Consider the following 14,195-nt stretch of genomic DNA (forward strand, 5'->3'; position numbering starts at 1 on the left):
ACATTTTGGTTTCAATTTCCGATTAATTTGTCCCATAGGGCTGATCTATGAGACATTTCTGTTCGCTTTTCCGAAGTTTTTGTCCCATAGAAAAGGATTTGGTCACTCCTATGAGACCATAAAGCAATTCCACTACACATTTCTGTACTTACTTTATTACTTCAGAAGGTTTTGTCCTACGTAAAGAACTTTATATCTTCTTCTAACGTATTAAAAAGTAGTTAACTTTTCACCCATTTTATATTAAACTATTAAAAAGTGGAAAAATTACAAAAAAGTAGGGATATGATGATTAAAGCAATTTTCTTTGATTTAGATGACACGCTTTTATGGGATCAAAAAAGTGTGCAAAAAGCATTCTTGGCCACATGCAAAATAGCTCAGGAACGTTACGGGATTGACCCGAGTAAACTGGAGGATGAAGTTCGGCAGGCTGCCAGAACATTGTATCTATCTTATGAAACATATCCGTTCACCCAAATGATCGGTATTAATCCTTTTGAAGGGTTATGGGGTGAATTTTGCGATAAAAATGACCAATTCAAAGCGTTACATGATATCGTCCCAACGTATCGAAAAGATGCATGGACACAAGGGTTAAAAGCACTTGGCATTGATGACCCTGATTTCGGCTCTGAATTAGGAGAGACTTTTCCTAAAGAGCGAAGAAAAGTCCCGATTGTTTATGAAGATACGTTTCCTGTACTGGAACAATTAAAGAAGGATTATCGTTTACTTTTATTGACAAACGGTTCACCGGATTTGCAAACGACAAAATTATCCTTGACTCCTGAACTACCCCCGTATTTTGAACATATTGTCATCTCCGGTAATTACGGGAAAGGAAAACCGGATCCGGGAATTTTTCAATATGCTTTATCTTTAATGTCCTTAGAGGCAGACGAGGTTCTAATGGTCGGGGATAATTTAAATACCGATATTTTAGGGGCAAATCGTACAAAGATTAAATCTGTTTGGGTGAATCGCTATCAAAAAAGAAGAACAGACATCACACCGACCTTTGAAATACAAAATTTAACAGAACTATTCTCCATTCTAGAGAAAGTAAATGTGAAAAACAGCTAAATCATATACATTTGTAGCACGTTTTGCCACGTATCATTTCTGTATCGTTGAGGAAAATAAAGAAAGAAATAAACATGAGGAGATGAATCAAATGGCAAAACGGAAAGCAGAGAGAAATGCTGTTGAAAAATACACAAAAACGCCACATAAAAATAACCGAGAAACTGATTTTACAGCCGAGTTTGCCGGTGAGGAAAACCCGATGAAAGGGGCAAACAGAAATTCACAAAAGGGAAGAGCGGGAAAGCATAATGAAAGACCAATCGAATAAAACGAACAAGGATCTCAAGGGCCGGGTTGAATTTGGCATTGAATTTGGAAATGTGAATGCAGGAAAGGAATTGGAAACACTCATAATGAATAAAAAAGAACAGAAGCATAAAAAGAAAGATTCCTCTAAAAAAGAACGTTAATCATTTGTTTGCACTGAAATGAAGTCAAAGAGTGGCACAGGTCCACTCTTTGAAAAACCAGTTTTAATAGTTATTTCGCAAAATAGTCATTCAGCATCTGGTTAAAATCCTCCATAACATTTTGGTCGCCACGCTTTAGTCTTGTTGAGAATTCACTCATTTGCTGAATAAAATGTGGATTTTCAGAAATATATACATGGTCAATTTGTGGATGATTCTTTTTTACTTGATCGGTTATTTGATTTTTCATCTTGGACGTCAGTTTTTGCCTTTGTTGCAGAACCACCGCCACATAAGCATTATTGTTGCTAATAATGACATTTGTATCGATGACTTCCTTCATGGCTAAAAGGTTGTTTTTTGTGTCCGTATCGGTAAAAATCGTTGGTTGACGAGCTTCATTTTTTTGTTCGTTTGTACCTGGATTTTTACTGTTTATGAAATTTTGCCCTTTCGATTGAGAAACATTAGATGTCCTCCATGGATGATCAGAAGTGTCTGTTACGGTCAAATTGCGATGATCATTAGATTGATTTTTATCATAATACGTACACCCGGACAATAGAAGAAAAGCCGAGAGAATTGAGCAAGAGATAACGATTATTTGTTTCAAAATGGACCCCCCAAAGGATTGCAAATTGTTGTATTCCTATTTTTTGCACTAAGAAAATTTTTTATGCAATCGTTAAGAGGGGACCTTGATTCAGACAATTGTATTCATGATCAGTAAGCCGACTGTTAAGAAAATCATAATGACTAAACTTAACGTATCAGCCCATTTCCAACGCAGTTTCCGAAATGAGGAGCGTCTAGCGTTTGGTTGATAACCACGAACTTCCATAACATTTGCGACTTCTTCCGCCCGGTTTAGTGAACTCACAAATAATGGTAAAAAGATTGGTACGAGAGTTTTCATTTGTTGGAATAAAGAACCTTTGCCGAATTCTGTCCCTCTTGCTTTTTGTGCATCCATGATTTTTTGTGTTTCATCTAATAAGTTTGGAATAAAGCGCAAAGCAATGGACAGCATAATGGATATTTCTTCAACAGGTATTTTAAAAATCCGAAGTGGCTTGAGAAGAAAATGAATGGCTTCGGTTAAGTCAATCGGTTTTGTTGTCAGTGTAATAACCGTAGAGATAAAAATGATCATGACAAAACGGAAAAAGATATAAATACCGCTCACTATCCCAAATTGAGATATGGTTACCGGACCCCATTCGAAGTAAATTTCTCCCCCGGCTGTAAATAATACTTGTAAGCAGACCGTAAACAAAATCAACCAAATTAAAGGTCGTACGCCACGTATGTAGGTTTTGAAATGGACACCGGATAAATGCATGACCCAAAAGGTAAACGACCATAGAAGAATATAGGCCGGCCAATCCTCGGCAAAAAACAAAATAAAAATAAAATAAAAACCGGCGATTAATTTTGCTCGAGCATCAAGTATATGGAGTAAAGAAGTACCGGGAAGATAACGACCGATGATTAATTTATTCATGCAAGTCCCACCTCGATTAAGCAGTCTGCAAGTTCCTCCACTGTCAGACAAATTTTTGGCAAGGATACACCGGTTTTTTCTTCAATGAGTAATTGAAATCTTCTTGCTTCCGGAATATCAAGGTTCCAAGATTGGATTTGATTAAGATCAGCAAAAAAAGTTCGCACATCATCATGAAAGACGATTTTTCCTTTTTCCATAACAATAACATCATCAGCGAATTTAGCTACATCATCCATTTCATGTGTGACCATTAGTGTTGTCAGTTTATTGTTTTTATTCCAAGAAGCAATTAGCGAAAGGATTTCTTGTTTTCCAATAGGGTCAAGTCCTGCTCCGGGTTCATCTAAAATTAAAATATCCGGTTTCATCGCTAAGATCCCCGCAATGGCGACCCGTCTTTTTTGGCCGCCGGATAATGAGAAGGGGGATTTCGGTAAAAAGGAGGCATCCAGGCCTACCTGGTAAATGGCTGTTTTTGCCATTTCTATCGCTTCACTAAGCCCCACACCAAAATTCAAAGGACCAAAACAAATATCTTTTTCCACGGTCTCTGCAAATAACTGGGATTCAGGAAATTGGAATACCATGCCTATACGTTTTCGTACTTCTTTTAAAGAAGTAGGATCGTTATTTGAAGAAACAGAGTATTTGCCGATTTTTACCTCACCTTGTTTCGGACGTATTAAGCCATTCATTACTTTTAGTAAACTTGATTTTCCGGCTCCGGTTTGGCCGACAATAGCGGTAAAGGATGAAGGTTTTACGAATAAATTTACATCATCTAAAACATTTTTTGTTCGAATCGGACCTAATTGGTAATCTGCGGATACATTGCTATATCTTATTTCCATAGCCATTCTACCATCTCTTCTTCACTCATATACGTATTTGGCACGTTTCTTCCTTTCATTTGTAAAATTCGTCTTAGTTTTTCGGTAAAGGGGGCTTCAAAATCAAGTTCTTTACTGAAAACTTCTTTCGGTGTGCCAATGGAACTGATTGTTCCGTTTTTTAACACAATAATGCGGTCACTGGATGCAGCTTCATTCATATCATGTGTAATAGAAATAATAGTCAGTTGATGCCGAGATTTTAATTTTTGTAGCGTTTTTAATAAATCTTTTCGACTTTTCGGGTCTAACATAACAAAGGCTTCGTCCAATAATAATATTTCCGGTTGTAAAGCTAGTAAACCGGCAATTGCCACTCGCTGCTTCTGTCCGCCGGATAACCGGGTCGGATCAGCGTGACGATAATCATCCATATCAACCATATGAAGTGCTTCATAAACTCGCATCTTCATCTGTTCATAAGGCATATTCAAATTTTCTAAGCCAAATGCCACATCGTCTTCAACGGTCGAACCGATAAATTGATTATCCGGATTTTGGAAGACAATACCCATTCGCTTTCTTATTTCCCATTTCGTCTCTTCATTTAACTCATAACCGGCGATTGTTACAGAACCAAATTGCGGTTTGTACAACCCTAATAAAATACCGGCTAATGTTGATTTCCCGGAACCGTTGTTGCCGATAATGGCGACCCACTCACCTTTTTGGACGGAAAAGTTAATGGAAGATAAGGTTTCAGCGGAATTACGTAAATCATAACGAAAAGATACATCTTTTACTTCAATGATTGGGTTTGTTGAATCAAGTACCATGAGCAACACCTCTTATATGAAAACAGCTAAACAAAGGATTGCGGAAATGACTCCGTTAATAATGACCAAATTTTTTACAGAAATAACAAACGTCTCGGATTTAATTTGTTTCTTATTAAATAGTTTCACGTGCTTATAGACAGGGATACTTGCTAAAAGGGCAAGCAACATAATTTTTGGCAATAAATGTAACGCAGCAGCTGCCAAAATTGCGAAAAAGGCAATGAGATATAAAGCATTAAATAACCAGATGGCGTATTTTTTCCCAATGTAATAGGGGAGGGTAAACCGATTATTTTTAATATCCTCCTCCAGATCACAAATGTTGTTGGCCAACATGATATTGGCAATGGTTGCTACACATGGAATAGAAACAAGAACAATTTTTAAGTAAAATGCCGTTTTGGTTTGAGTGGATTATGAAAATAATGCTGCCAACACCAGAAGTTGCCATATTCATGCAAAAATTCGTTATTTTTGTAGAAATGGCGATTGGGTTGGCGCTTATTACCGGGCTATTTACGTGGCTGGCCAGTTTAGCAAGTGCCGGATTTCTTGTTATGTTTACGTTAACTGCGATGCTCGGGTGGGATAAGTTTTGGGTTTTACCTGCTTCGATTGCGTTATTGAACGGATCCGGACGGACACTGGGGTTAGATTATTGGGTTATTCCATTTTTGCAGGTGAAATTAGGAAAATGGTGGTATGGGGAAGAACAGGCTATATACAGGGATAAAGGATAAAGAGATAAAAATAAGAGGAGAGTTTAATTTGCTCCTCTTATTTCCATTTCAAGTAAATTTTCCTGGTTTTGATTCTGCAATTGATTTTGCATCTTATTGTATTGGATTAGCATAGCAATTCGCCAAGGAACAATCATGCCAAAAGCAAGAATCCAAAACATTCCGCCCGTTTCACCGACATGGACGGTTAAACTTAATGCGGCTTTTAATCCCGTTCGAATAAGCAATAGCCCGATCAATATAAAGGCAAAGGCCTTGGAGCGCGTAACATAAATTTCATTCCCGCGAATTTCAAAATGTGTTGTTTTAATAAGAAATATAGAAAAAAACATCCCGATACACAGTGCTTCAATTACTTGTAAAAAAGGAATGCGAAAAAACGGAAAGATGAACATCAATGCACCGGTACTCATAAAGATTGGCGGCAAAATGATTTTCTTCCTCGTTACGGGATGTTTCGTTGCTTTCATTCTAATCACTAAAACGGCAATAGCCATGATGATTGGTATGATAAAAGTAAGATAAACCATGAGTCTCAACCCTTTTCAACTTTTCTCCCGCATAAATGGTCACTAAATCTCCCTCTAATGAAAGAGAAATCAAGTACCCGGAAGTGCCCAATTGATTCAACTAACCATCAGTGGACGATGAAGAAAACCCCCCACTGGTGGAAATTTTCACTTTATCACAGTGAAAAACTGTACGACTCATTTTATCAGATTTTATTCGATATAACAACAAACAAGAAGTACCAACCAGGACATTAAAATAGCTTTAATTGCTCAACTTTTCTTTGTACAATTGGCTCTTTACCAAAAATTTGATAACCCATTAAATGATAAGTCTTTAATCTTTTTTCAAACATGGCTTTTAATAAAGTTACATTTTCATCTACATAATCGTATACTTTGACTTTTTCTTTTTTATTATGGAAGCGATGCAAACGACCAACATATTGTTGCAATGTTCCTTTCCAAGAAATCGGCATGACTAAAAATAATGTATCTATTGGAGCATAGTCGAACCCTTCTCCAATATATTTACCGGTTGCAATTAGTAATCTTTCCGCATCATCAGGTATATCCTCAAGTAATCTCATTTTTGTTGCTTCTTCTGTTTTACTCATTCCACCTGTCAAAGTTATGATATTTTTTGCAAATCCGGTAAATTTTTCTTGCAAATCATAGACATGTTCCACTCTTTCCGTTAATATCAACGGTACTGCTCCTTTATCCAGTTCCTTTAAGACATCATCAAAAATCATGTCATTTCGTTGCTCATTTTTCATTAGTTCCTGATACAATCCTTGGAAATCTTCTCCACTAATTTTGCATGAGCTTTTGAAATTTGTATATCTGGGAATAAGAATTTGCTCAAAAGGACGGGTCATTGCATGTTTTTTGGCACTGACTTTATAACGAATCGATCCCAATTGCATGGTCATAATCCGTTCCAGTCCATCTTTTCTTGCCGGTGTTGCCGTCAATCCATGAATATAAGTGGCATTTGCCTCTTTCAATACCTTTTCAAAACTAAATGCCGAAATATGATGGCATTCATCAACAATAATTTGTCCGTATTGCTGAATGACATCCTTAACTTTCCCTTTATAGTTCAAGCTTTGAATTGTTGCAATATCAACAATGCCGGATAATTTAGTTTTTCCGCCACCCATTTGCCCGATTTGATCATTAGCTAAATTTAAGAATGAGGAAAGTTGCATTTTCCATTGGTCAATCAGTTGCTTACGGTGAACAATGATTAGCGTATTTATTTTTCGGTTAGCAATGATACTTGCAGCAACTACGGTTTTTCCAAATCCGGTTGTTGCCGATAAAATGCCTGTGGAATATGCTAATAATTTAGTAACTGCTGTTTCCTGTTCAGACCGCAATTCCCCGATAAAAGAAACAGCTATTTCGGACCCCGAATTTGTACGGGTTTCGAATTCAAATTCAATAGAAAGATCGGTTAGCAAGTTAACAAGTTGTTCCTTACAACCACGGGGTAAAACAATATAAGCGTCCGTTTCCTCACTACAATTAATCATCCTCGGTGTGTTATGGGTAGACAGGCGTTTTGCTTGTCTTTTAAAAAACTCCGGGTTATTGAATGTAGCTAACTGAATCATCTGATGAACGAGAGATGAAGGAAGATTTGTTTTTTCAATATATAACCCATTCTTTTCAATAATTTTCAGTTTTTTAGGAAGTTTTTGGTCTGCATATTCCTTGGTTCTTAGCTGATTGGTTTCTTGTACAATATTTTCAAATCCGTTTGATTGCCGTAAATCTTTGATAACAGTTCGAATATCTTCAATACTCATCTTTTTCACGTGTTTTAAATAACTCCATTGATCTGGATGCGGCATGAAATTTTCATCTACAAATACGCTATTTCCTTTTTTTCTCGGCTCATTTTGTAAAGGAAGAGCGATTAAATTTCCGAATCCTCCTTTTGGCATTGTATTTTGACTGGGGAGTAGTCGATCAAAAGAATCCATGCCGATTTCGTGTCTCTTTTCTAACGTCTTCGCCAATAATACATTCCCTAATTTTCGGGCTAAAGATGCCTGAATTGCTTGGTTGAAAAAAATCCAGACATGCGCACCGTTTCCCGACCGAGATCGTTCAACATGTGCAGGGATATTTTGTTCTCTACAGGTAGTTATGAATGCTTGTACATCTTGTTGCCAGCTTTTCTTATCAAAATCTACAGCTAAAAACCAACAAGTTTCATCATGTAAAAGAGGGTAAAGCCCGATAGTCTTTTTTCCTGTCAGATGTTCATAAATTACCTGATCGGTTAAAGGCAGAAGCACTCTCCGGGAACAATCCGAACATTTGATTTCCGGTTTTTGACAGATCGGTTTTTGCCACTCAAATTTACATGCAGGTATATAACCCGATTTGCCGGTTTTCGATTCCCATCTGACCGCATAAACATCAGTTCTGCCTTTAAAGAGACTTTTAAAGATTTCAAGTCTTTCTTTTAATTTTTCAGCATTTGATTTGGAAATTTTACTTTTATTTATTGAAACTGAGGCATCTACATTAATGTTATGTTGTATTAATAATGCTTTCAGTTTTTGGTTTTCTAATTTTAATTGCTTTATTTCTTGCTTTGCCTGTTGTAGTTGAGTCTCAAGATTTTCCATGATATCCTCCGATTTCTACTGAGTTTTATTGTAAAAATAGTAAGATATAGTACCATTATACATAGAACAAAGGAAAGATAAAAATGTGATAATTTCATAAGTTGTGGATAGTTTGAAATTATTGAAGTCAACTTTGATGATGATAGAGATATTTGAAGCAGAAAAGTTTAAGTTACGAACAGTTGAAGAAAAAGAATTGGTAAGCATTAAACTACAGGTGGTTGTTAAAAATTCGGCAAATAAGATGAACCGATATCATCTATATCTTTTTACAAACTTTGCATAAAGGTTGGTCTTTTGCACTTATCAGATATTTTACCATAGCTGTTTATTAATCATCAAAATGGCGTTTATCTATTAGTTTGTAGTTTTCATAGATATAGGTATATAATTTTTTCTAACGAAGAAGTTGAAATATAGTATTCAAAAGCTTACTGATACTAAATACATAAAAAAAGGTAAAATTATAATACCACCGCCAAAACCAACTATTTGATAGTTAAATAAGTAAAGGAAGGCATAAGCATGTTTTAGATTTTAGAGTATATGGAACGAGCAGTTGATGGTAATCCATGGATCGGGTTAATAATGATTCATAATCAATATCAAAGCCAAGGCTATGGCTCTGAGTTTTTAAAATCTTTCTTGTGTTGGGCTCAACATCAGGGATGGAACGAAATAAGGGCTGCATTCATAAACGATAGAGCTTTAAAATTTTTAAATGATTTTGGCTTTAATCGTTATGCTGTAAAGGAAAAGCGTATGCCTTCTGGTGAAAAAAATTTAACGTATCTACAAATATTACTCAATAAATAGGGATATTCCATTTTTAGAAAGTATCTAGTGTAGACACATTGCCTTATGATTTCTCGCCTGTTGGATCTAACTTGAAAAAGAGGATTAATGAAATAGAGGCAGGAAAAAACAAATTCCTCAAGGTCATAAGGATTTCCTTGAAAACCTTTTAGAGAATATGAAGTTGCCGAATTAGAAAATCAATTTTCTATAGATTATCGTTCCCACTACTTTTTCGTGTAAATGTTGAAATAAGTAACATGAAAATCCCCTTTTATAACTGGGGGAATTTTCCAATTTATAGTCATCTACTTGTTTTTCTGTGTTCCTGTGATTTTTTAACGTAGGGGATAACAACTGATTGCAGATTACGAAAATGAGTAATATGGATGCTCTTTATTCTTTTAAGGTCCAATTTAGTCCAAGTATTTCTCCTTGTTCTGATCCAGCATTTTGCTAAAACGACCCGTCCCAAGTTCAAACCGGATTTGGTTGTTCTCGTTTTTTTTGTAAAAGGCTGCAATTACCTTTTGAGCTTTCATTTTGTTCACTTCATCCTTTAAGACAAGGGACAGGCCGTATAAAAAATTAGCAGCTACAGTAACCCGACCCACTTCCAATAGGTCATGCTAAATAATAAAATTAGCAAGTAGCCCATAATCGTTAATGGAACCCCTGATTTTAGAAAATCTTTTGCAGTAAAAGCGCCGGTCCCGTAGGCAAGCATACTTTGTGGCGAGTTGACCGGAAGCAGGAAACCAAAGCTAATAACAAATTGCTGAATGAGAACGAATCCAATTCGGTTATCACCCAGATGTATTGTGGCGGTGAGCGCAATAAAGATCGGAATCAACGCTGCTGAAAGGCTGGTTGCGCTCGCAAATCCAAGGTGGATCAAAATATTAAATAATGAAACGATTGCAATTGTAACGATAATCGGCATGCTTTCCAGACCAAGTGAACCGAATACTTTATTGGAAAGCCACTGTGCCCCCTGGGTGTCAAGCAAAATGGTGCCGAGCGAGATTCCCACTGCAAAAACAATAATTGTACCCCACGGAATCAAACGTTCAACCGATTTCCAATCAAAAACACCGATCTTTGGCGTCAATAAAATGGCAATCGCCACAATAGTAACGGTAGTGGTGTCAAAGGAATGAAGTTTGCCTTCCGTCGTCCAGAAAAATAATAAAAACAGCGAGATGATGATAAGTCGAATCTCTGATGCTTTTAAATGCCCCAGTTCGTTAAGCTGGCTTTGTATGAGATCTTTTCCTGCTTCAATCGCCTTCGTTTCAGGCTTAATCAAATGGGTCATCACAAAATACAGTAGGACAGACATGATGACAGCCAACGGTGCGGCATATAGAAACCAAGAACTCCATGTAATGGTGGTGCCAAATTCTTTTTCAATAAAACCGAGTGCAACCATGTTTTGGGCGGCAGCTGTTTTAATACCAACATTCCAAATCGAAACCGCCTGAACGGAAGTGATTACCAACAGTGCTCCCAGTTTACTGTTATTCGGCAACCCGAATGCGGCCACCATCCCCAATAATATTGGAACAACAGCGCCGGCCCGGGCAGTGGCACTGGGAACGAAAAATGCCAGTACAATTGAAACAAGAATTGCGCCAAAGACGAGGCTGCTTGTTTTTGTACCAACCCTAGATAAAATCCAAAGGGCAAGCCGTTTATGAAGATTGGTCGCCTGCATTGCAGCTGCAAGAAACAAGGCGGCGGCTACCAGGGCAACAGCGGAACTGCTAAATCCGCTGAGTGCCAATTTCAGTGCATTGCCCGTTCCCGTCATTTGCGAAGGATCCTGAATGCTTGGTGCAAGGCCGATTAGGAGTGCAATCAGCCCAACAATCATGGCTGCACTGACTTCGTAGGATACAGCTTCTGTCACCCAGAGAATCAGTGCAAAGGCTAAGATTGCAAGTGCACGCTGGCCGGCAACCGGAAGACCTTCCGCTTGGGGTAGAAGCGTGATTACAATTAGTGCGGTAAAAGCGGCTACGACCCAAATCCAATGCCATTTCGACTTCTTTGTTTGTTGTGTTGACGTATTCATTTTTCCACACTCCCCTATTAATTCTCTAAAAATATTATTAATCCTATTTTTATTGTAGCAAAGAGGAAAAGGAAAAAATGTTAATAATTGGTGTAAATTTGGAGGCGATTACACGACAAAAATTTGAAACTTTCTTTATAATTTTCAGCACTACCGGAATTACCAAAATATGTATTCTATAACACAAAGTAGGATATTGATTGTGCAGATAATTAATTAATTTAATTGCTATCTCTCACATAAATCCAATCACTCCTTGACTTGTTTTGTTTTTAAAATTTGAGGATATATTATTTATTTTTGGATAATCCCACTGTTATTAGTAGATATTATTTATTATTTTGGGATGAAAAATTTATTTTATGGTAATATAAAAATAAATAAGTGAATCAGGAAGAAGGTGATGCCCATATGACAACGAATAAAAACCCGAATCGTTTAATCAATGAAAAATCACCTTACTTGCTTCAACACGCCTATAATCCGGTCGACTGGTATCCGTGGAGTGAAGAGGCATTTGAAAAGGCAAAAAGTGAAAATAAGCCGGTATTTGTTAGTATTGGTTATTCGACTTGTCATTGGTGCCATGTGATGGAGCGGGAGTCTTTTGAAAATGAAGAGGTGGCGCGGATTCTCAATGAGAAATTTGTTTCGATTAAAGTGGACAGGGAAGAGCGACCGGATATTGATTCTATCTATATGCTCGTTTGCCAAATGATGAACGGGCATGGCGGCTGGCCGTTGAGTGTATTTTTGACACCGGATCGAGTTCCATTTTACACCGGAACTTATTTCCCGCGGGAAGGCCGTTATGGAATGCCTGGCTTTAAAGAGGTACTGAATTATTTATATCAACAATATACCGAAAATCCGGATCGAATAAAGGATGTAGGGGCACAAGTAAAACAAGCGCTTGAGCTTAGCCGTGAAAAAGGGAAACAAACTTCCTTAACGAAAGAAACAATTGATAACGCTTTCCAATATTACAAACAAACTTTTGATCCTCAATACGGTGGTTTTGGCGAGGCACCGAAATTCCCAATGCCGCATTCACTCGTATTTTTACTTATGTATGCCAAATTTTGTGAAAATCAAGAAGCGCTTAACATGGTAACAAAAACATTGGACGGACTGGCCCGCGGGGGAATTTATGACCATATTGGTTATGGTTTTTCTCGTTATTCCGTTGACGAAAAATTTTTGGTGCCGCACTTTGAAAAAATGCTGTATGACAACGCTCTGCTTGCGATGGCTTATACCGATGCTTTCCGGATGACGAAAAATTCCCGATACAAAAAAATAACGGAAGAAATTATCAAGTATGTGTTACGTGATATGGTTCACCCGGATGGAGGGTTTTACTCTGCGGAAGATGCCGATTCAGAAGGGGAGGAAGGAAAGTTTTATGTTTGGACCCCGGAAGAAGTGAAGGATGTGTTGGGTGAACAGTTGGGCACACTCTTTTGCCAAGCATATGACATTACTAAACAGGGTAATTTTGAAGGAAAAAATATTCCCAATCTGATTACAAGTCATTTAGAATCGATTGCAAAATCGGAAGGGATTTCTTCTGCAGAGTTAGCGGAAAAATTAGAAACGGCACGACAAAGATTGTTTCAACATCGGGAAAACCGGGTTCGCCCATTCCGCGATGATAAAATTTTAACGGCATGGAACGGCTTAATGATTGCAGCGCTCGCAAAAGCAGGGCGTGTTTTTCATCAAGCATCCTATGTGCAGGCTGCAGAAAAAGCAGTTTCTTTTATCAGGGACAACTTGATTCAAAATGGCCGGGTAATGGTGAGATACCGAGATGGCGAAGTAAAAAATAAAGCTTTTATTGATGAATATGCCTTTCTATTGTGGGGATATATTGAACTGTACGAATCAACTTTTGCTCCATTTTATTTAGAGGAAGCAAAAAAACTGGCCGGCAACATGATGGATTTATTTTGGGACGATCACGCGGGAGGCTTTTTCTTTAGCGGAAACGACGATGAGCCATTGCTCGTCAACCAAAAGGAGTCATATGACGGGGCACTGCCTTCCGGAAACAGTGTCGCTGCATGCCAATTGTTAAGACTGGCGAAACTGACCGGGGATTTTACGTTAGAAGAAAAGGTCCAGCAAATGTTTCAAGTTTTCAGTAAGGATATCCATGATTATCCCAATGGTCACGCAATGATGCTGCAGTCTGTAATGTTATCACAGCAAGCAATGAAAGAAGTCGTTATCGTTATGGATAATGAAACAAAAGAAGTTGTTGATTTTATCCAACATATACAGGAGAATTTCCACCCCGAAATTTCTTTAATGGCTGTAAAAAGGAACGAACAGGCCGAACTTTCCGAAATTGCTCCGTTTATTGAAGACTATGCCATGATAAATGAGAAACCGACCATTTATGTCTGTGAAAATTTTCAATGCAACCTGCCGACAAATCATTTTCAAACTGCAATGGATTTACTCTTTAAAAAATAAATTCATGGAAGGTGACTTGACCTTCCTTTTTTTATACCTTAATGCGCAAAGGTGCGAATTACCGGGAGTTTCGTTAAAATGATTACTTGAGTTTCGCATCCCAATGACGGGTGGGTTTTCATCGCCAAAAAAGGGAGTTTCTCACTCCAAGTCATCCCTCGACGGGCATGAGTTCCCTGCCAAGAAGCAAGACTTCACAAACTTCGGCTCTCCAGACAATGTTATCATGCCCGTCTCTCCGCATAAATTTTCTTGTATCGTTCTGTTATC

Annotated in this window: 13 protein-coding genes and 1 pseudogene; 6 read left to right on the forward strand and 8 right to left on the reverse strand. The window is 37.7% G+C overall.

Annotation, left to right across the window (positions count from 1 at the left end):
* The first annotated feature begins 288 nt into the window (after window positions 1-288).
* The 3 genes from LIZ98_RS00005 (at window position 289) to LIZ98_RS00015 (ending at window position 1,499) form a co-directional block, all read left to right on the forward strand.
* Window positions 289-1,086, forward strand: coding sequence for an HAD family hydrolase (locus tag LIZ98_RS00005; RefSeq protein WP_041845225.1), 798 nt, complete (start codon window positions 289-291; stop codon window positions 1,084-1,086).
* Between the two features lie 91 nt (window positions 1,087-1,177).
* Complete coding sequence (locus LIZ98_RS00010; protein ID WP_034769922.1) at window positions 1,178-1,357, forward strand: hypothetical protein; 180 nt, start codon at window positions 1,178-1,180, stop codon at window positions 1,355-1,357.
* Complete coding sequence (locus tag LIZ98_RS00015) at window positions 1,338-1,499, forward strand: hypothetical protein (protein WP_161792839.1); 162 nt, start codon at window positions 1,338-1,340, stop codon at window positions 1,497-1,499. The genes LIZ98_RS00010 and LIZ98_RS00015 overlap by 20 nt, the downstream gene beginning before the upstream one ends.
* A gap of 70 nt (window positions 1,500-1,569) precedes the next feature.
* Here the strand turns inward: LIZ98_RS00015 and LIZ98_RS00020 are convergent, their stop codons facing one another.
* The 5 genes from LIZ98_RS00020 to LIZ98_RS00040 all read right to left on the reverse strand — a co-directional run bounded on the left by LIZ98_RS00020 (window position 1,570) and on the right by LIZ98_RS00040 (window position 5,011).
* Window positions 1,570-2,112, reverse strand: a complete 543-nt coding sequence (locus LIZ98_RS00020; RefSeq protein WP_041845224.1) for a YhcN/YlaJ family sporulation lipoprotein — start codon at window positions 2,110-2,112, stop codon at window positions 1,570-1,572.
* Between the two features lie 90 nt (window positions 2,113-2,202).
* A complete protein-coding gene (locus tag LIZ98_RS00025; protein ID WP_034769925.1) occupies window positions 2,203-3,003 on the reverse strand; it encodes an energy-coupling factor transporter transmembrane component T family protein in 801 nt (266 codons plus the stop codon).
* Window positions 3,000-3,863, reverse strand: a complete 864-nt coding sequence (locus tag LIZ98_RS00030) for an energy-coupling factor transporter ATPase (protein WP_227138677.1) — start codon at window positions 3,861-3,863, stop codon at window positions 3,000-3,002. The genes LIZ98_RS00025 and LIZ98_RS00030 overlap by 4 nt, the downstream gene beginning before the upstream one ends.
* Window positions 3,848-4,672 (reverse strand): energy-coupling factor transporter ATPase, encoded by an 825-nt coding sequence (locus LIZ98_RS00035; protein ID WP_041845223.1) that lies wholly within the window; start codon window positions 4,670-4,672, stop codon window positions 3,848-3,850. Before LIZ98_RS00035 ends, LIZ98_RS00030 begins: the two co-directional genes overlap by 16 nt.
* Before the next feature lie 12 nt (window positions 4,673-4,684).
* A complete protein-coding gene (locus LIZ98_RS00040; protein ID WP_255654753.1) occupies window positions 4,685-5,011 on the reverse strand; it encodes a UbiA family prenyltransferase in 327 nt (108 codons plus the stop codon).
* Between the two features lie 47 nt (window positions 5,012-5,058).
* Here LIZ98_RS00040 and LIZ98_RS00045 point away from each other — a divergent pair.
* Window positions 5,059-5,415: pseudogene (locus LIZ98_RS00045) on the forward strand (DoxX family membrane protein); the annotation flags it as partial.
* A 23-nt stretch (window positions 5,416-5,438) separates the two neighbouring features.
* Here the strand turns inward: LIZ98_RS00045 and LIZ98_RS00050 are convergent.
* Together LIZ98_RS00050 and LIZ98_RS00055 are read right to left on the reverse strand one after the other, a co-directional pair.
* Window positions 5,439-5,945 carry a CcdC family protein gene (locus LIZ98_RS00050; RefSeq protein WP_227091384.1) on the reverse strand — a complete coding sequence of 169 codons (507 nt, stop codon included), beginning with the start codon at window positions 5,943-5,945 and terminating at the stop codon, window positions 5,439-5,441.
* Window positions 5,946-6,178: 233 nt separating this feature from the next.
* Complete coding sequence (locus LIZ98_RS00055; protein WP_227138676.1) at window positions 6,179-8,572, reverse strand: TOTE conflict system archaeo-eukaryotic primase domain-containing protein; 2,394 nt, start codon at window positions 8,570-8,572, stop codon at window positions 6,179-6,181.
* Between the two features lie 546 nt (window positions 8,573-9,118).
* Between LIZ98_RS00055 and LIZ98_RS00060 the strand changes: the two genes are divergently transcribed.
* Window positions 9,119-9,388 (forward strand): GNAT family N-acetyltransferase, encoded by a 270-nt coding sequence (locus LIZ98_RS00060; RefSeq protein ID WP_227138672.1) that lies wholly within the window; start codon window positions 9,119-9,121, stop codon window positions 9,386-9,388.
* A gap of 574 nt (window positions 9,389-9,962) precedes the next feature.
* Here the strand turns inward: LIZ98_RS00060 and LIZ98_RS00065 are convergent.
* Window positions 9,963-11,444 (reverse strand): DASS family sodium-coupled anion symporter, encoded by a 1,482-nt coding sequence (locus LIZ98_RS00065; RefSeq protein ID WP_108897988.1) that lies wholly within the window; start codon window positions 11,442-11,444, stop codon window positions 9,963-9,965.
* A 411-nt stretch (window positions 11,445-11,855) separates the two neighbouring features.
* Between LIZ98_RS00065 and LIZ98_RS00070 the strand changes: the two genes are divergently transcribed.
* Complete coding sequence (locus LIZ98_RS00070; RefSeq protein ID WP_227138670.1) at window positions 11,856-13,925, forward strand: thioredoxin domain-containing protein; 2,070 nt, start codon at window positions 11,856-11,858, stop codon at window positions 13,923-13,925.
* The last annotated feature ends 270 nt before the right edge of the window (window positions 13,926-14,195 follow it).

The organism is Caldibacillus sp. 210928-DFI.2.18 (assembly GCF_020554505.1).
GTDB classification, from domain to species: Bacteria; Bacillota; Bacilli; order Bacillales; family Caldibacillaceae; genus Caldifermentibacillus; species Caldifermentibacillus hisashii.

Coding starts and splice junctions, on each gene's coding strand:
- LIZ98_RS00005 (WP_041845225.1), top strand. CDS start 289: ATGATTAAAGCAATTTTCTTTGATTTAGATGACACGCTTTTATGGGAT.
- LIZ98_RS00010 (WP_034769922.1), top strand. CDS start 1,178: ATGGCAAAACGGAAAGCAGAGAGAAATGCTGTTGAAAAATACACAAAA.
- LIZ98_RS00015 (WP_161792839.1), top strand. CDS start 1,338: ATGAAAGACCAATCGAATAAAACGAACAAGGATCTCAAGGGCCGGGTT.
- LIZ98_RS00025 (WP_034769925.1), bottom strand. CDS start 3,003: ATGAATAAATTAATCATCGGTCGTTATCTTCCCGGTACTTCTTTACTC.
- LIZ98_RS00030 (WP_227138677.1), bottom strand. CDS start 3,863: ATGGCTATGGAAATAAGATATAGCAATGTATCCGCAGATTACCAATTA.
- LIZ98_RS00035 (WP_041845223.1), bottom strand. CDS start 4,672: ATGGTACTTGATTCAACAAACCCAATCATTGAAGTAAAAGATGTATCT.
- LIZ98_RS00040 (WP_255654753.1), bottom strand. CDS start 5,011: ATGTTGGCCAACAACATTTGTGATCTGGAGGAGGATATTAAAAATAAT.
- LIZ98_RS00050 (WP_227091384.1), bottom strand. CDS start 5,945: ATGGTTTATCTTACTTTTATCATACCAATCATCATGGCTATTGCCGTT.
- LIZ98_RS00055 (WP_227138676.1), bottom strand. CDS start 8,572: ATGGAAAATCTTGAGACTCAACTACAACAGGCAAAGCAAGAAATAAAG.
- LIZ98_RS00060 (WP_227138672.1), top strand. CDS start 9,119: ATGGAACGAGCAGTTGATGGTAATCCATGGATCGGGTTAATAATGATT.
- LIZ98_RS00065 (WP_108897988.1), bottom strand. CDS start 11,444: ATGAATACGTCAACACAACAAACAAAGAAGTCGAAATGGCATTGGATT.
- LIZ98_RS00070 (WP_227138670.1), top strand. CDS start 11,856: ATGACAACGAATAAAAACCCGAATCGTTTAATCAATGAAAAATCACCT.